The organism is Sphingomonas sp., from assembly GCF_017304615.1.
In the GTDB taxonomy this organism is placed as follows: domain Bacteria; phylum Pseudomonadota; class Alphaproteobacteria; order Sphingomonadales; family Sphingomonadaceae; genus Sphingomonas.
Genome location: NZ_JAFKLZ010000001.1, coordinates 82,656 through 98,003 on the forward strand (window position 1 = coordinate 82,656; position 15,348 = coordinate 98,003).

General features: G+C 64.4%; 18 protein-coding genes and 1 tRNA gene. 7 read left to right on the forward strand and 12 right to left on the reverse strand.

The features are described from left to right. Positions 1-15 precede the first annotated feature (15 nt). The 3 genes from J0J06_RS00410 to J0J06_RS00420 all read right to left on the reverse strand — a co-directional run bounded on the left by J0J06_RS00410 (position 16) and on the right by J0J06_RS00420 (position 2,070). Positions 16-672, reverse strand: a complete 657-nt coding sequence (locus J0J06_RS00410; RefSeq protein ID WP_294039385.1) for a hypothetical protein — start codon at positions 670-672, stop codon at positions 16-18. Then, the gene (locus J0J06_RS00415; protein WP_294039386.1) at positions 669-1,844 is read right to left on the reverse strand and encodes a site-specific integrase; all 1,176 of its coding nucleotides are present in this window, start codon (positions 1,842-1,844) and stop codon (positions 669-671) included. The genes J0J06_RS00410 and J0J06_RS00415 overlap by 4 nt, the downstream gene beginning before the upstream one ends. A 139-nt stretch (positions 1,845-1,983) precedes the next feature. After that, positions 1,984-2,070: transfer RNA gene (locus J0J06_RS00420), tRNA-Tyr, on the reverse strand. Between the two features lie 155 nt (positions 2,071-2,225). Between J0J06_RS00420 and J0J06_RS00425 the strand changes: the two genes are divergently transcribed. Both J0J06_RS00425 and rlmB read left to right on the forward strand, forming a co-directional pair. Continuing rightward, entirely contained in the window at positions 2,226-3,818 is a 1,593-nt protein-coding gene (locus J0J06_RS00425; RefSeq protein ID WP_294039387.1) for a M20/M25/M40 family metallo-hydrolase, read from the forward strand. Positions 3,819-3,820: 2 nt separating this feature from the next. Next, the gene (gene rlmB, locus J0J06_RS00430; protein ID WP_294039388.1) at positions 3,821-4,576 is read left to right on the forward strand and encodes a 23S rRNA (guanosine(2251)-2'-O)-methyltransferase RlmB; all 756 of its coding nucleotides are present in this window, start codon (positions 3,821-3,823) and stop codon (positions 4,574-4,576) included. 111 nt (positions 4,577-4,687) lie between these two features. Here the strand turns inward: rlmB and J0J06_RS00435 are convergent, their stop codons facing one another. Then, positions 4,688-5,005, reverse strand: a complete 318-nt coding sequence (locus J0J06_RS00435) for a 2Fe-2S iron-sulfur cluster-binding protein (protein WP_294039389.1) — start codon at positions 5,003-5,005, stop codon at positions 4,688-4,690. A 69-nt stretch (positions 5,006-5,074) separates the two neighbouring features. Between J0J06_RS00435 and J0J06_RS00440 the strand changes: the two genes are divergently transcribed. Continuing rightward, a complete protein-coding gene (locus J0J06_RS00440; protein ID WP_294039390.1) occupies positions 5,075-5,698 on the forward strand; it encodes a DNA-3-methyladenine glycosylase 2 family protein in 624 nt (207 codons plus the stop codon). Between the two features lie 68 nt (positions 5,699-5,766). Here J0J06_RS00440 and J0J06_RS00445 read toward each other — a convergent pair whose 3' ends face one another. After that, positions 5,767-6,174: a DUF2147 domain-containing protein gene (locus J0J06_RS00445; protein WP_294039391.1), complete on the reverse strand. Its 408-nt coding sequence runs from the start codon at positions 6,172-6,174 to the stop codon at positions 5,767-5,769. A 124-nt stretch (positions 6,175-6,298) separates the two neighbouring features. On the opposite strand from J0J06_RS00445, the gene J0J06_RS00450 reads away from it, so the two are divergent. Together J0J06_RS00450 and J0J06_RS00455 are read left to right on the forward strand one after the other, a co-directional pair. After that, a complete protein-coding gene (locus tag J0J06_RS00450) occupies positions 6,299-7,624 on the forward strand; it encodes an Nramp family divalent metal transporter (protein WP_294039392.1) in 1,326 nt (441 codons plus the stop codon). 80 nt (positions 7,625-7,704) lie between these two features. Then, positions 7,705-8,118 carry a holin family protein gene (locus J0J06_RS00455; RefSeq protein WP_294039393.1) on the forward strand — a complete coding sequence of 138 codons (414 nt, stop codon included), beginning with the start codon at positions 7,705-7,707 and terminating at the stop codon, positions 8,116-8,118. Between the two features lie 190 nt (positions 8,119-8,308). Here the strand turns inward: J0J06_RS00455 and J0J06_RS00460 are convergent, their stop codons facing one another. Together J0J06_RS00460 and J0J06_RS00465 are read right to left on the reverse strand one after the other, a co-directional pair. Beyond that, the gene (locus J0J06_RS00460) at positions 8,309-8,974 is read right to left on the reverse strand and encodes a PEPxxWA-CTERM sorting domain-containing protein (RefSeq protein ID WP_294039394.1); all 666 of its coding nucleotides are present in this window, start codon (positions 8,972-8,974) and stop codon (positions 8,309-8,311) included. 402 nt (positions 8,975-9,376) lie between these two features. Continuing rightward, the gene (locus J0J06_RS00465) at positions 9,377-10,120 is read right to left on the reverse strand and encodes a Yip1 family protein (RefSeq protein WP_294039395.1); all 744 of its coding nucleotides are present in this window, start codon (positions 10,118-10,120) and stop codon (positions 9,377-9,379) included. A gap of 200 nt (positions 10,121-10,320) precedes the next feature. Between J0J06_RS00465 and hslV the strand changes: the two genes are divergently transcribed. Both hslV and hslU read left to right on the forward strand, forming a co-directional pair. Next, entirely contained in the window at positions 10,321-10,872 is a 552-nt protein-coding gene (gene hslV, locus J0J06_RS00470) for an ATP-dependent protease subunit HslV (protein WP_294039396.1), read from the forward strand. Between the two features lie 16 nt (positions 10,873-10,888). Next, entirely contained in the window at positions 10,889-12,181 is a 1,293-nt protein-coding gene (gene hslU / locus J0J06_RS00475; protein WP_294039397.1) for an ATP-dependent protease ATPase subunit HslU, read from the forward strand. Here hslU and J0J06_RS00480 read toward each other — a convergent pair whose 3' ends face one another. Genes J0J06_RS00480 through J0J06_RS00500 form a run of 5 tightly spaced genes read right to left on the reverse strand, consistent with a single transcriptional unit; the run spans position 12,182 to position 15,249 of the window. Continuing rightward, positions 12,182-12,556 carry a hypothetical protein gene (locus tag J0J06_RS00480; protein WP_294039398.1) on the reverse strand — a complete coding sequence of 125 codons (375 nt, stop codon included), beginning with the start codon at positions 12,554-12,556 and terminating at the stop codon, positions 12,182-12,184. A 1-nt stretch (position 12,557) separates the two neighbouring features. Further along, on the reverse strand, positions 12,558-12,974 hold the full coding sequence (locus tag J0J06_RS00485; RefSeq protein ID WP_294039399.1) for a hypothetical protein: 417 nt from the start codon (positions 12,972-12,974) through the stop codon (positions 12,558-12,560). Positions 12,975-13,026: 52 nt separating this feature from the next. Further along, positions 13,027-13,752, reverse strand: coding sequence for a hydroxyacylglutathione hydrolase (gloB, locus tag J0J06_RS00490; RefSeq protein WP_294039400.1), 726 nt, complete (start codon positions 13,750-13,752; stop codon positions 13,027-13,029). Further along, the gene (locus J0J06_RS00495) at positions 13,752-14,795 is read right to left on the reverse strand and encodes a nitronate monooxygenase family protein (RefSeq protein ID WP_294039401.1); all 1,044 of its coding nucleotides are present in this window, start codon (positions 14,793-14,795) and stop codon (positions 13,752-13,754) included. Before J0J06_RS00495 ends, gloB begins: the two co-directional genes overlap by 1 nt. 4 nt (positions 14,796-14,799) lie before the next feature. Further along, positions 14,800-15,249: a VOC family protein gene (locus tag J0J06_RS00500; RefSeq protein WP_294039402.1), complete on the reverse strand. Its 450-nt coding sequence runs from the start codon at positions 15,247-15,249 to the stop codon at positions 14,800-14,802. Positions 15,250-15,348: the final 99 nt, after the last annotated feature.

A 15,348-nucleotide genomic window follows, 5' to 3' on the forward strand; every position in this document is an offset into this window, starting at 1 on the left:
GCGCCAAACGAATGGCTAGCTGGCGCTTTTTTTGGGCCTGCCCCGATCGCGAATGCTTTCAACAAGAACATCAGGTTCTAGTTCAAGACCGAAGTACATCACCATTTCCGGAGCAGCGGGCAAAATGTATCCACGCTGCCTCGCGCCTTTTTTACCTTCTCTGATTGCCTTTTTTGTGCCCTCATCACCAGACGAAATCTTACCTAGAGCCTCTCGGGCGCTATCTCGCGCTTCTTCGGCACGCATCCCCAAGTTTTGATTTCCGGTTGCGAGATAAACCATCGCCGCCGCCGACCCAGCTTTGGCACGCTCACGTCTTGCTTGACCGCCGTCGGGCAAGTCTGCGTCTTCGCGGTGTGCTAGTGTTAATTTGAAAGGTTGATCAATGCTTGGCTTGGTTAGATCGATCAAATGCCTGGCTGTCGATTTCCCGACACGTTTTGCCAAAGCGCGTATTGCGCGAAACCGAACTGAGGCATGAACAGGATTTGCCAAAGCGCCGGCCATCCAAGCTAAATCTCTGGTGAGCTCAACGCGGTCGAGAATGTCCTCATCGGACGGGGCTTTCTGACGGCGCTCCGAGGTTTGAGGACCAGTGAGAGCACCGATGTCCCGAAAGATTGCCTTGGCGTCGGGGCTCAAATGCGTAGCAATGGACGCCTTTTTGTTCACGATGCGAGTCTCACGACATTTCGTATCGGGCCGCCGCAAAAAGCACCCCACGCGGCCATGAGTTGTCGGCGTTTTTCGAGAAAGTCTGTGCGGCGATATGCCGCCACCACTTTGTCAGCGACGACGTGTGCCAACGCCGCCTCGGCAACCTCTCCAGGAAAGCTGGTTTGATCGGCAGCCCAGTCTCGAAAGCTGGAGCGAAAACCATGCGGTGTAGCGACGACTTTCATATCACGCATGATTTTTACCAGCGTCATGTCCGACATTGGCGTATCTCGCTTTGCTCCTGGGAAGACGAGATCAGTGCCTCTTATCCGCAAGCTTGACGCTGTTTCAAAAACGCGGACAGCTTCTTTCGAAAGCGCAACCACATGATGCTTTCCGGCTTTCATGCGCTCAGCCGGGATGGTCCACGTCTTCGACTCAAGGTCTAGTTCTGGCCAGCGAGCTCCACGAACTTCGCCAGATCGAACGGCGGTTAGGATCAGCGCTTCCAAGGCGAGGCGACCGAATGTTTGGCGACCTGCTTGTAGACTTGTCAGAAACGGCGGAACCTCGTCATACGGTAGGGCTGCATGGTGCGCGATTTTGCGCGGCTGCCGCGGAAGGCCCTTGGTAATCGAGCGCACCGGTGCTTCCGCGTCGCGCCACCCTTTCGAATAAGCCCAGTCCAATACAGCGCCGACACGCTGTCGCACTCGGCGAGCTGTTTCCGGCTTTGTCAGCCAAATATCGGCCAGCAGATCGCGAACCATCGGACCAGTGATGTTGGATACGGGCAGATCGCCAATCGCAGGAAACGCGAACATCTCTAACGTTCGCAGCCACTGCCATTGATGATGTCCGTTCTTCCAAGTTTTGCGGTTCTGCTCGAAAACCTGCGCCGCGGCTTGACGAAAGGTCGGTACGCCATTGGCTTTCTGGCGTTCTGCGACAGGATCCAGCCCCGCTTCTATTTCAGCGCGCACTTTCGACGCTTTGGCTCGCGCGTCAGCCAGACTTACCTTGGATGCGCTGCCTAGCCCTATGTCACGTCGACGCCCCGCCTTCTGGACACGGACGATCCAACTCTTGCTTCCGTTAGACCCCACTTGCAAAAACAGGCCGTCTCCATCGCCATAACGACCCGGCTCCTTGACAGTCCTGACAGCGATGACGGTGAGCTTGCCCAAGCCTCGTTTCCCACATTTCTCCCCACATCATGAGGGCGATGCCGGGAAACTTCAAGGGACGTTGGGAGACATTACATGCCTATTTCCTTCGGCAGGCAGGTCTTCAGCGAACGTCTACGAATTTTTAGAAACTCGGAAATGGTGGACAGGGCTGGATTCGAACCAGCGTACGGGAAACCCGGGCAGATTTACAGTCTGCTGCCTTTAACCACTCGGCCACCTGTCCCCAGGTCGTCGCCCGTGTGGGCGGGTCGCTCGTGGAAAGCGAGGGCGCCCCATGCCCAAGCGCAGCCTCGCTGTCAACGCGCCTCGCCACCCTTGCGCACAACGTGGCGCGGCAATAGCGTACGCGCCGTTCGTCGCTCCCAGGGGACTTCATTCATGCGCAAACGCCTGCTCGCCGCCCTCGCGGCCACTGCCCTTCTCATTCCCGCCGCGTCGCAATCGACCGACCTGACCATGACCACGCGGATCATGGACGAAGGGTTCAACCGCAGCCGGGTGATGCTGACCGCCGAATACCTTTCCGACCAGATCGGCCCGCGGCTGACCAACTCGCCGGGGATGCGCAAGGCGGAAGGCTGGACGATGGGCAAGTTCAGCGAATGGGGGCTGACCAACGTCCATAAGGAAGGGTTCGAATTCGGCCGCGGCTGGTGGATCGAAAGCTCGTTGGTGAAGATGGTCAGCCCGCGTCCGATCCAGCTGACCGCGATCCCGATCGCCTGGACGCCTGCGACCAACGGCACGGTGACCGGGGAAGTGATCGTCGCGCCGATCGGCAATCCCGGCGACTTCGCCAAGTGGAAGGGCAAATTGCGCGGTAAGATCGTGCTGGTGACGAAGCCCGACACCGGCTCCGAACCCGGCCAGCCCGCGTTCAAGCGCTGGACCGACGACGAACTGGCGAAGATGGACCAGTTCCAGCAGCCTACCTACGATCCCGACGCCGCCGACCGCCGGATGAAGCGGCTGGGCTTCGCGAAGGCGATGGACGCGTTCCTGCAGGAGGAAGGGGCCGTCGCTTATGCCACCAAGTCGCGGCTCGACGGCAAGCTGGTCCATGGCGAGGGGTATCTGTTCGGGGTCGGCGACACGGTGAAGACGCCGGGTGTCGAGATCGCGGCGGAAGATTATCGCCGTCTCGTGCGGCTCGCCGGTCTCGGCGTCGCGCCGACCGTGTCGATCAACAACGACGTTCGTTTCGACGACAGCGATACCAAGGCCTATGACGTCATCGCCGACGTTCCCGGCACCGCCAAGGACGGCAGCTATGTGATGGCCGGTGCCCACCTCGATTCGTGGGTGGCCGGCGACGGGTCGGCGGACAACGGCGCGGGCACCGCGATGATCATGGAAGCCGCGCGCATCCTGTCGAAGATGCCCAAGCCCAAACGCACGATCCGCTTCGCGCTTTGGGCCGGCGAGGAGCAGGGCCTGCTCGGCAGCCTCGCTTATGTCGAGAATCACTTCGCGACGCGTGGTGGTGCCTCGACCGCGACCGGCATGGCGCGCTATTACGGCTGGGATAACCGCTGGCCGATCACGACCAAGCCGGAATGGTCGAAGATGGCGGCTTATTTCAATATCGACAACGGATCGGGCAAGCTGCGCGGCATTTATGCCGAGAACAATCCGGCGGTCGTGCCGATCTTCAAGGACTGGCTGACGCCGTTCAATTCGATGGGCGCGTCGTCGGTGGTGATCCGCAAGACCGGCGGTACCGATCACGTCTTCATGCAGGCGGTTGGCTTGCCGGGCTTTCAGTTCATCCAGGACCCGCTCGATTATGGCAGCCGCATCCACCACACGTCGATCGACACGTTCGATCACCTGAAGGGTGAGGACATGCGCCAGGCCGCCGTGATACTGGCGGCGTTCCTGTGGAACGCGGCGAACGGCGACGCCTTGCCGCGCCCACCGCTCCCCACGCAGCCGACGAAGACCGATCCGTTCGCGTATCCGGACGAGTAAACATGGTGAAGCGCCGCGGCCATCGACCATCGCAGGGAACCAACAACCGCCCCCGTTTGTGGGGGCGGCATCCCGTGCTGGCGGCGCTCGCCAACCCGGAGCGGACGGTGCGCAAGATGTGGGCGACGCGCGAGGCGCTGGCCGGGCTCGACATCCCGCCGGTGATCCCGATCACCTATGCCGACGTCGCAGACCTCGGGCGGCTGGTGCCCAACGACGCGCCGCATCAGGGGCTGGTGATCGAAGTCGAGCCGCTCGAGGACATCTGGCTCGGCGATTTGCTCGAACAGGGAATGGGCGAGGGCGACGAGCGGCCGCTGCTGGTCCTCGACCAGGTAACCGACCCGCACAATGTCGGCGCGATCCTGCGCTCGGCGGCGGCGTTCGACGCGCTCGGCATCGTGACGCAGGACCGCCATTCGCCACCCGAAAGCGGGGCGCTCGCGCGCTCGGCGTCGGGCGCGCTGGAGATCGTGCCGTGGGTGCGCGTGGTCAACCTGTCGCGGGCGCTGGAAGAGATTTCAGAGGCCAATTTCTGGCGGATCGGCCTGGCGGGCGAGGCGAGCGATACGCTGGGCAAGGCGATCGGCAAGGCGCGCGTCGCTTTGGTCCTGGGTGCGGAGGGCGAGGGGATGCGGCACAACACGATGCAGCATTGCGATCAGCTCGCCCGCCTGCCGATCTCCCCCCGGATGGAAAGCCTCAACGTGTCCAATGCCGCCGCGATCGCGCTCTACGCCGTGGCGGCGCGTTCTTGATTGACGGCACCGGCCCGCTCCCCACCCGACCGCCCATAGAATAAACTGATTGGGCGGTCGGGTGGGGGAGCGCGCCGGTGCCGCATACCGCGCGTGAGCGCGGCAAAAAAATCAATCTTCCGCCGCGATCCGCACCTTCAGGCCGTCGAGCTTGTCGGTAAATTCGATCTGGCACGACAGCCGGCTGGTCGCGTCACGGTCGGCGGACGAATCGAGCAGGTCGTTCTCGTCCTCGCTCATCGGGTTGACCATCTCCGCGAAGAACGGATCGACATGGACGTGGCACGTCGCGCAGCTGCAGCATCCGCCGCACAGCGCGAGGATCTCGTCGATCCCGGCGTCACGGATGACCTCCATCACCGATAGCCCGGCCTCGCCGGTGATTTCCTGTTCTTCCCCGTCGCGCGTCACGACGATAAGCTTGGGCATGGCTATCCTTCCTGATCTCGTCGCCCGACGCCATGCCGCGCCAGGCCCCCGCAATCAAGGGCGCTGCCTGTGGTAACGACGGCGGAGACGATGCGGGCGGCGTGCGACGCGCTGGCCACGCTCGACCCGGCCTTTGCGCGGGCGATCGAGCGTGCAGGCTATCCCGAACCACGCGTGCGCGAACGCGGCTATGGCACGTTGCTCCGCACGATCGTCGGCCAGCAGGTCAGCGTCGCCGCGGCGGCGTCGATCTGGCGCAAGCTGGAGGGGCAATGCGGCGACCTTGAGGACCCGGCGAACGTCGCGAAGGCGACTGACGAGCAGCTGCGTGCCGCCGGTCTGTCGCGCCAGAAGGCGAGCTATGCGCGCAGCCTGGCGGAGGAAGTGACGAGCGGCCGCCTCGACCTCGCCGACCTACCGGCGGATGACGAGGAAGCGATCGCCAAGCTGGTCCAGGTCAAGGGCATCGGCCGCTGGTCGGCGGAAATCTACCTGTTGTTCGCGGAAGGACGCCCCGACGTCTGGCCCGCCGGCGACTTGGCGGTCCAGATCGAGATCGGCCGCATCCTCGGCCATGCCGACCGCCCCAGCGAAAAGGCGATTCGCGACCTGGCCGAAAAGTGGCGCCCCCATCGTGGCGCCGCGGCGATCGTGGCGTGGCACCATTACAAGGTCGACATGGACGTGATCTGAATCGTTCTGCGTCCGCGGAACACCGCTTCTCCAATCGCAAGCGGCTCCCGCTCGCGATTGGCGTTGCGCTATCCTGCCGGCGTCCACATCATCGTCCGGCAGAACAAGGCCACGCACCCCTGCACCTTGAGCTTGCCGCCATCGCGGGCGACGACGGCGCGATAGGTCTTGCCCGTCTTGGGGTCATAGATCTGGCCCGTCCATCCGTCGCCGTCGGGCGTCAGGCCTGTCAGGATCGCCAGCCCGACTAGCGGGCGGGTCTTGAGCTTGGGGTCGGGATTGAGCGCATCGACCGGCGGACCGGAGGGTGGCCCCTTGATCACCTTTGCAATGCGACCGCACAGCGTCGCGCCACAGGGCCCGATCGCGACGACCGCACCGCCGTCCGTGGTCAGCCAGCGCCCGGCGATCGGTTGCGCGGCCAAGACCGGGAGGGTGACGGCCAGCGCGAGGCAGGCAACCAGGGGACGAATCACGATACGCTCTCCATCAATTATCGTGCAGTCCGCTTGGACGACTCCACGCCATGTTCCAAGAGGGTTGGCCGCGACCGTGTTTCGCCGCTAGCTAGCGGCAACGATTGCCGAGGAAGCGCGCAAAGTGCCACCACCGCCGACCAGTGACGCGATCAACGGCAAGGGTTTTGGCGCGTCGCTGTCCGAAAGCCATGCCAGCGTGTCGGTGCCGCGCCGCGGATTCTGGCGGCGGCTGATGGCATTTATCGGGCCGGGCTATCTGGTCGCGGTCGGTTATATGGACCCCGGAAACTGGGCGACCGATCTCGCCGGCGGATCGGCGTTCGGCTACACCCTGCTCGCGGTCGTCCTGCTGTCCAGCCTGATGGCGATCCTGCTGCAGACGCTGTCGGCGCGGCTCGGAATCGCGGCGGGGCTGGACCTCGCCCAGGCGTGCCGCGCGCGCTATTCGCGCCCCGTCACGTTGGTCCTCTGGCTGTTGTGCGAACTCGCGATCATCGCGTGTGATTTGGCCGAGGTGCTCGGCACTGCGATCGCGCTCAAACTGCTGTTCGGACTCCCCTTGCTTGCCGGCGTGTTGATCACGGCATTCGACGTTATGCTGTTGCTTGCGCTCCAGCGTTTCGGTTTCCGCAAGCTCGAGGCGTTCGTCGCGACGCTGCTGGTCGTGATCGCCGGGTGCTTTGTCTATGAATTGTGGCTGGCGCGGCCAGACTGGCTCGCGGTGGCGGGCGGCTTCGTACCGACCGGGCAAATCGTGACCAACCCGGCGATGCTCTATATCGCGATCGGCATTCTCGGCGCGACCGTAATGCCGCACAACCTCTATCTCCATTCCTCGGTCGTGCAGACGCGCGCGTTCGAGCCGGGCGACAAACGAGGCGCGATCCATTTCGCGACGATCGACACGGTGGTGGCGCTCGGTTTCGCGTTGCTGATCAACGCCGCAATATTGATTCTTGCCGCGGCGACCTTCCACGTCGCGGGGCGCACCGACGTGGCGGAGATCGAGGACGCCCATCGCCTCCTGTCGCCGATGTTGGGCGCGAGCGCGGCGAGCGTGGTGTTCGCGCTGGCGCTGCTCGCGTCCGGCCAGAACTCGACGATTACCGGCACGCTCGCGGGGCAGATCGTGATGGAGGGTTTCCTCGACATCAAGCTTCCCGTCTGGCTGCGCCGGATCGTCACGCGCGCGATCGCGATCGTCCCCGCCGCGCTCGTCATCGCTCTGGTCGGGGAGGGGGCGACAACCAACCTGCTGGTGCTGAGCCAGGTAGTGTTGAGCCTGCAATTGCCGTTCGCGGTGATTCCGCTGGTGGCGTTCACGGCCGACCGCAAGCTGATGGGCGAGTTCGCCAGTCCGCTGGCGTTGCGGGTCGTGGCCTGGGTCGTCGCGGCGGCGATCGTCGGGCTGAACGTGAAATTGCTGGTCGGGATCGCTGCGGGCTAGTCGAGCCTGGCGAAACCATTTTCCTACAGGAAACCATATAGGATAACTCCATTGGTTAAATTCAACCAAGGAGAACGATCATGGCTATCCTCGATGCGATCGTCGGTCCGATTGCCGGGCTACTCGACAAGCTGATCCCAGACCCCAAGGCGCGCGACGAGGCCAAGCTCAAGCTGCTCGCCTTGCAGGGCAGCCAGGAGATGGAGGCGACGCGCACGCAGATTTCCGCGATCCTAGCAGAGGCGCAGTCCGTTGACCCCTGGACCAGCCGGGCGCGGCCGAGCTTTCTCTATGTGATGTATGCGCTGTTGCTCTGGGCGATTCCGATGGGGCTGATCGCGGCGGTGCAGCCGCAAATGGCGAGGGACATCGCGGCCGGCATGAACGCCTATCTCAACGGAATCCCGGAGCCGCTCTATGCGCTCTTCGGGACCGGTTACCTTGGTTACACCGTCGCGCGGCAATGGGGGAAAGCCAAGGGGGTCGACAAGTGATCGCTTGGACGCGGCGTCCCATATCAAGTGAGCCGTAGGGGGTATCAGTCGCCGAGCTAGCGGCATGCTCCAAATACAGTGACGTTCGTGAAACTTGGGAGCGGCGCATCCCGGGCAAAAGAAAACCGCGGCGACCTTTCGGTCACCGCGGCAATCTTTCCCATGATCGACCCGAAGGTCGATCGCGGTCTTAGGCGAAGCGGACGCGCGGCGTCTGACGACGCGTGCGGAGCAGGCCGCCCATCGCGCCGAAGCCGAGGAGCATCAGGCCCCAGGTCGCCGGCTCCGGAACCGCCGTCAGGTTGGCAGTGCCGTTGAAGTTCGAGCCGTTGCCGCCCGTGAAGTTCAGGCTGTACTTGACCGTCTCCGACCAAGGACCCGCCACCGAGATGGCGTTGCCTGCGCTGAGAACGCCGGGGCCGGTGAAGACACCCTGCTGCAGCTGCGTGCCCGAGAACAGCGCGTTGGCGGCGCTGTAGTACGAGGTCAGCGTGGCCGTCGCACCCGAAATGGTGTTCGAGGTCAGCGTGCTGAGCAGACCGTTGGTGGCCGACGTGATGCCCTGCTGCGTGATGTACACGTCGATCAGAGCGTTGGAGCCACCCTGGCTCTGGATGTTGATCGACTGCGTGAGCAGCGTCGCCGCCGAGAGCAGCGGATTGCCGGTCGCGCCGACATTGTAGAAATAGCCGCCGGTGGTCGTGTTGTAGTTGACCGAACCGGTGCCGCCGTCGCAGCCAACGTTGGTGATGGCGCCGCCGTTAACGGCGATGCCGATGCAGATGGTCGCATTGGCGGCCGGCGCCAGCGCGATGGTGGCCACCGTGGCCGCCAAACCGAGTACAAAACGCTTCATTAGTATTCCCCTCTTCAATCTCAAAACATCGGTTGCGACGGGCCGCCCTCTGGATGGGGCGAATCGCGTTTGATCCCATTAACACCCTATTAATCTTTCGAAGCAGGTCAATTGCGGGGAATCCCGGCATGGGACAGATCGGTGCTGTTTTTGGGCAGATTCCTCAAGATTCCAGTGCCTTGATAAAACCACCCCCGGGAAGAATCTTTTCCATTAACTTACATTAAGTTCCTGTGGCGACTTGCCACGACTGTTGTGTGTTACGGAACCACGAAGACTAGGTTTCAATAGAATTGCACAAATACGACATCGCCCCGTGGTAGCGAACAGTAAACGGTCGATATCGGCTTGGTCGTGGTCCGAACGAACGCTCGCACTTGGGAGACGAATCCACCGTAACGATCACCCCTTTGCTGCGGGCTTGCCGGTTTCGATAGTCGTCGCGCCGATCGTCAGGGTGCCGCCGGGCGTGGTGATGCTGGAGGCAGGGCTCATCGCGAACATCGTCGACGCGAGCGCCGCCGCGACCGCGATGACCACCCAATTGACGACGATACCGACAACCACCGCGACCACGACATAGACCGGTCGCTGATCGTCCGGCACCTTCATCATCACCGGCACGCCAACCCAGAACAGGTAGACGCTGTACAATCCCAGGATCGCCAGCGGCGCGGTCGGCCAGGTGAGCTGGAATATCCCGCACAGCCAGGCCGCGGTTGCGGAGAAGGCGACGAGTTTCAGTGCGGCGATCGGGTTCTTCGTCCCCTTGAAACTGGGGGCGAGTGCGTCGAGCAGCAAACTCCACAGCCATACGCCCAGCATGGACAACCCGATGGCGATCACCGCCTGGACGATCGAACCGACCAGCGACGGGCGGAAGCTGACCCCGAACAGCGTCAGCGGAAACAGGATGTTGCGGATCAGCCCGGCGATCGGGCCGATCGCGGCCAGCGGCAGCACCCAGCTCGTCATGACGCCCTGCACCGTCATCGGCTCGGCCTCGATCGCCGGCCATTCGGCGGCGGGGCTCATCAGCAAGCGCTTGATCCGATCGATCATGTTGCGCGCCGCGGGCGGCGGTCCGGGAGGGGGTGGAGTCGGCGCCGCTGTTTCGGGCGTGTCGTTGGGAAATTCGCTGGCCATGATCGTTCCCCCTTCTATCGCGGGCGCCGCCCGCATGTCGGCAGCGACCATGCAACCGGCCCCCGCGGATTGATTGGACAGGAGCGACATTGCGCCGCGCTGTCGCGCAGAGCAACCTCAAACGGCGCCGCGCTGTTGCGCAGAGCAACCTCAATCGGCCATCTGTTGCGCGGGTGAAACCGATGCCTACATGCACGGCCATGAGTGACACTATCAAATGGCACGGCACCACCATCCTGTCGGTGCGCAAGAACGGCAAGGTGATCGTGATCGGCGACGGCCAGGTTTCGGCGGGGCAGACCGTGATGAAACCCAATGCGAAGAAGGTCCGGCGGCTGGGCGACGGCAGCGTGATCGGCGGGTTCGCCGGCGCGACCGCCGACGCGTTCACCCTTTTCGAACGTCTGGAGGCGAAGCTGGAGCGCGCCAACGGCCAGCTGATGCGCGCCGCGGTCGAGCTCGCCAAGGACTGGCGGACCGACAAGTATCTTCGCAACCTGGAGGCGATGATGATCGTCGCCGACAAGGAAGTGACGCTGATCCTGACCGGCAATGGCGACGTGCTGGAGCCGGAGAACGGCGTCGCGGCGATCGGCTCCGGCGGCAATTACGCGCTCGCCGCCGCGCGCGCCCTGGTCGAATACGAGGAAGACGCCGAGACGATCTGCCGCAAGGCGATGGCGCTCGCCGCCGACCTCTGCGTCTACACCAACGACCGCGTCACGGTCGAAGCGCTCGACAGCGTCAACTGATTTTCAAAGAGACACCATGAACGATTCCCTGACTCCCAAAGCCATCGTCGCTGCGCTCGACGCGCACATCATCGGCCAGACCGACGCCAAGAAGGCCGTTGCGGTCGCGCTGCGCAATCGCTGGCGGCGGCAACGGCTCGGCGCCGATCTGCGCGACGAAGTAACGCCCAAGAATATCCTGATGATCGGCCCGACGGGATGCGGCAAGACCGAGATCAGCCGCCGCCTGGCGAAGCTGGCCGACGCGCCGTTCGTCAAGGTTGAGGCGACCAAGTTCACCGAGGTCGGCTATGTCGGCCGCGACGTCGAGCAGATCGCGCGTGACCTGGTCGAGGAAGCGATCCGGCTGGAAAAGGAACGCCGCCGCTCGGCGGTGAAGGACAAGGCGGAGGAAGCGGCGATGAACCGCCTGCTCGACGCGCTGACCGGCAAGGATTCGTCGACCGCCACGCGTGAGGCGTTCAAGCAGCGGTTCCGCGACGGCGTGCTCGACGCGACCGAGATCGAGATCGAACTCGAAGCCGCGCCGCAAATGCCGTTCGACATCCCCGGCGCGGGGCCGCAGATGATCAATCTCGGCGAGATGATGAAGGGGTTCGGCGGCCCGCAATTGAAGCGCCGCAAGCTGACCGTGCCGATGGCGTGGGACAAGCTGGTCGAGGAAGAGGCCGACAAGCGCCTCGACCAGGACGAGGTATCGCGCCAGGCGCTGGCCGATGCGGAAGCCAACGGCATCGTCTTCCTCGACGAGATCGACAAGATCGCGGTCAGCGACGTGCGCGGCGGATCGGTCAGTCGCGAGGGCGTTCAGCGCGACTTGCTCCCGCTGATCGAGGGCACCACGGTAGCCACCAAATACGGGCCGATGAAGACCGACCACATCCTGTTCATCGCGTCGGGCGCGTTCCACGTCGCGAAGCCGTCGGACCTGCTGCCCGAGCTGCAGGGCCGCCTGCCGATCCGCGTCGAGCTGAAGGGCCTGACCGAGGACGATTTCGTCGCGATCCTGTCCGACACCAAGGCGTCATTGCCCGAGCAATACAAGGCGCTGATCGGCACCGAGGGCGTGACGATCGATTTCACCGACGACGGCATCCGCGCGGTCGCCCGGATCGCGGCCGAAGTGAACGGCGCGATCGAGAATATCGGCGCGCGGCGGCTGCAGACGGTGATGGAAAAGCTGCTCGAGGACGTCAGCTTCGACGCGGAGGATCGCGCCGGTACGTCGCTGACGATCGACGCTGCCTATGTGGAAAGCCAGCTCGCCAGCATCGCGCGCAACACCGACCTCAGCCGGTTCGTGCTCTAACTATTTCGTCGGCAGATCGTACGGCGTGAACTTGCCCAGTCGGCAATAGGGGCCGGGAATGATCGATCCCGGCTCCTGCGCCCGGAAGCGGTCGTTGCGGCACAATTGGCTGCCAAAGACTTCGACGATCAGCGTCGCGGTCGGCCGCAGCCCGGGACATGTCCCCTCCAGATCGTTGCGCCAGATCCGCTTGAGCGACTGGCGGTAGAGGATCGTGCGGTTGTCGATAATATCCGGCCCCATGATCCGCGCCTGATCGACACAATCGACGGGCGCGCCGGCGACGCGGCCCGCGAGCGGGTCCTTGGCCGGCGCGGCAGGCGCCGCGGAACCGGCGACCCCCGCCAGCAAGACCGGTAGGAGCGCGAGCCGCATCCTATTTGCGATAGGCGGTGAACGACCCAAGCGCGCAACTACCGCTTGGGACGGTCGATCCCGGTGTCACGGTGCGCCCGATGTCACCGCGGCACAGGCGGCCCGCATTCGACCTCGTGATCAGAATGTCGCCGCGTTCCACTGCTTCGCAGCCGCCACCGGTGTCGTTGACGTAGATCAGCCTGTCGCTGACGCGATACACCAAGGCAGGACCATAAGCCGACAGCGACGCGGGCGCCGTGCGGTAATTGTCGAGGCAGTCGGTTTTCTCGGCCGGGCTCAGCCCCGCGAGTTGCTTGCCGAGCGCCGCGCGATCGGCTTCGGCGCGGGCCTGCGCACGCGCGGTTTCGGCGGGGGACATCGCGCAGCCGGTCAGCGCCAGCGCGGTTAGGGCTATCGTGGGAACAAGGACACGCATCGGCGACTCCATCGCATCAACCCCCTATTGTGGAGATATAACGCGCTGGAGCTCAAAAAGCATCCTTGGCGGCGCGGCGTTCGGCAAATTGCTCCACCGACGTCGCGCGCATGAAAGGGTTGGTCGCGCGTTCCTCGCCGATCGAGGTCGGGACGGTCGGCTCACCCTTTTCGCGCATCAGCTCGACCGTGACGAGGCGCTGGGCAATGGCGTCATTGTCGGGCTCGGCGACATGCGCGAACCTGGCGTTCGAAAGGGTGTATTCGTGCGCGCAATAGACCTGCGTCTCCCGCGGCAACTTGGCGAGCCGTTGCAGATTGGTGTGCATCTGCTCGGCGGTTCCTTCGAAAAGCCGCCCGCATCCCATCGCGAACAACGTGTCGCCAGGGAACAGCGCGGCGTCGTCGGCGAAGTAATAAGTGATGTGTCCTGCCGTGTGCGCCGGCGTCTCCAGCACGCTCGCGACATGATTGCCGATCGTCACCGTATCGCCCTCCGCAACCAGCCGGTCGGCGGTCGGGATCTTCGCGGACTCGGCGGCGGGGGCGATGACGTGCGCGCCCGTCGCCTCCTTGATCGCTTGGTTTCCCCCGGTGTGGTCGGGGTGCCAGTGCGTATTCCAGATCGCCGAGATCGTCCATCCGCGCCGCTCCGCCTCGGTCAGCACCGCGGTCGCCTCGCCGGGATCCACCACGATGGTTTTCTGGCTGTCGGGGTCGTGGACCAGCCAGATATAATTGTCGCTGAACGCGGGAATACGGACGATTTCCAGGGCCATCAGGCGGTCTCCAGCAGGGAAAGAGTTTCGGCGGCGAGGCGACGAGTCAGCGCTTCGGCGGGTTCGGGGCGCACGCGCGCCGCGCCGGTCCCGGCCCAGAGCGGCGAATAATCGCCGCGGCCATCGGCTTCGGCCTTCGCGCGGAGCGGTGCGAGCGCGGCGCTTGCGTAGGGAAAGGGCGGGGCGGCGGGATTGACCGGCCCGATCGCGTCGATCAGCCGGTTGCGCAGCCCGCGCGCGACGCCGCCCGAAAACAGGTTGGTGAACACCGTTTCCGTCGCGGTGCCGAGCAGCGCGCGGTGTGGCGCGCTGGCATTGCTTTCGGGTGACGCGAGAAAGGCTGTGCCGATCTGCACAGCACTCGCGCCTGCTTTCAGCGCCGCCGCAATCCCAATCGCATCGACGATTCCGCCCGCCGCGATCGTCGGCACCGCGACCTCGACGCGCAAGAGGTCGGCGAGCGGCGTCGGCCGGTGGTGGCCGAGGAACCAGCCGGCATGGCCCCCGGCCTCGGCGCCCTGCAGGATGATCGCGTCCGCGTCGGCTTCGGCCAACCAGCGGACTTCGGCGGGCGTGGTGGCGTTGCCGACCATCAAGGCGCCGGTGGCCATCACGCGCTCGATCAGGTCGGGGGAGGGCAGCCCGAAGTGGAAGCTGACGATGTCGGGTCGTACCGCCTCCACCGCTTCCGCCATCATGGCGTCGAACGGCCGGCGGAGCGGCGGAGGCGGGGCAGGGTTCACCCCTTCGGCATCGTAGAATGGTTGGAGCAAGGCCCGCCACGCACTGTCATCGGGCGCGGGGCCGAGACGGTGGCAGAAGAAGTTGAGGTTGAGCGGCCCGCTCGCTCTTGCGCGCACCTCGGCCGACTGTGCGATCACTTGCTCGGGCGTCAGCATTGCACAGGGCAACGATCCGATCGCACCGCCGCGCATCGCCGCGACGGCCAAAGCAACTCCGCTCGCCCCGGCCATCGGCGCCTGGACGATCGGGACACTCGCGCCCGTCAGGTCCAGAAACCGGGGGTCGGGCCAGCCGCTCACCGTCCTACCATTCGCCAGTATTCTGCATCGACGCCCAGGGCTCGGCAGGTTCCAGCACGCCGTCCTGCAGGATCTCGATCGAGATGTTGTCGGGGGTGCGCACGAACGCCATGTGGCCGTCGCGCGGGGGGCGGTTGATCGTGACGCCCGCGTCCATCAGCCGCTGGCACGTCTCGTAGATATTCTCGACGCGATAAGCGAGGTGCCCGAAATTGCGCCCGCCGGTATAGGTTTCGGTGCTGCCGTCTTCCGCCGGCCAGTTATAGGTCAGCTCGACCTCCGCCCGGCGCTTTTCGCCCAGTTCCGCATTGTCGTCGGGCGTGGCGAGGAAGATGAGCGTGAAGCGCCCCTTCTCGTTGTCGAACCGGCGCACTTCCTTGAGGCCGAGCAGTTCGAAGAATCTGACGGTCGCGTCCGGGTCGCTGACGCGGATCATCGTGTGGAGATAGTTCATCTGGCGCGCTCCCTTTGGGTTGAGCGGGAGATAGGACTCCGGCTTCCGTCATACCACCCTTACCGTGCTCCGGCGCAGGCCGGAGCGCTGGAGAGGTCA

Bases quoted from the DNA above. Each gene is read 5' to 3' on its own strand.
- J0J06_RS00425 (WP_294039387.1), top strand. From the start codon at position 2,226: ATGCGCAAACGCCTGCTCGCCGCCCTCGCGGCCACTGCCCTTCTCATT.
- rlmB (WP_294039388.1), top strand. From the start codon at position 3,821: ATGGTGAAGCGCCGCGGCCATCGACCATCGCAGGGAACCAACAACCGC.
- J0J06_RS00435 (WP_294039389.1), bottom strand. From the start codon at position 5,005: ATGCCCAAGCTTATCGTCGTGACGCGCGACGGGGAAGAACAGGAAATC.
- J0J06_RS00455 (WP_294039393.1), top strand. From the start codon at position 7,705: ATGGCTATCCTCGATGCGATCGTCGGTCCGATTGCCGGGCTACTCGAC.
- J0J06_RS00460 (WP_294039394.1), bottom strand. From the start codon at position 8,974: ATGAAGCGTTTTGTACTCGGTTTGGCGGCCACGGTGGCCACCATCGCG.
- J0J06_RS00465 (WP_294039395.1), bottom strand. From the start codon at position 10,120: ATGGCCAGCGAATTTCCCAACGACACGCCCGAAACAGCGGCGCCGACT.
- hslV (WP_294039396.1), top strand. From the start codon at position 10,321: ATGAGTGACACTATCAAATGGCACGGCACCACCATCCTGTCGGTGCGC.
- hslU (WP_294039397.1), top strand. From the start codon at position 10,889: ATGAACGATTCCCTGACTCCCAAAGCCATCGTCGCTGCGCTCGACGCG.
- J0J06_RS00480 (WP_294039398.1), bottom strand. From the start codon at position 12,556: ATGCGGCTCGCGCTCCTACCGGTCTTGCTGGCGGGGGTCGCCGGTTCC.
- J0J06_RS00485 (WP_294039399.1), bottom strand. From the start codon at position 12,974: ATGCGTGTCCTTGTTCCCACGATAGCCCTAACCGCGCTGGCGCTGACC.
- gloB (WP_294039400.1), bottom strand. From the start codon at position 13,752: ATGGCCCTGGAAATCGTCCGTATTCCCGCGTTCAGCGACAATTATATC.
- J0J06_RS00500 (WP_294039402.1), bottom strand. From the start codon at position 15,249: ATGAACTATCTCCACACGATGATCCGCGTCAGCGACCCGGACGCGACC.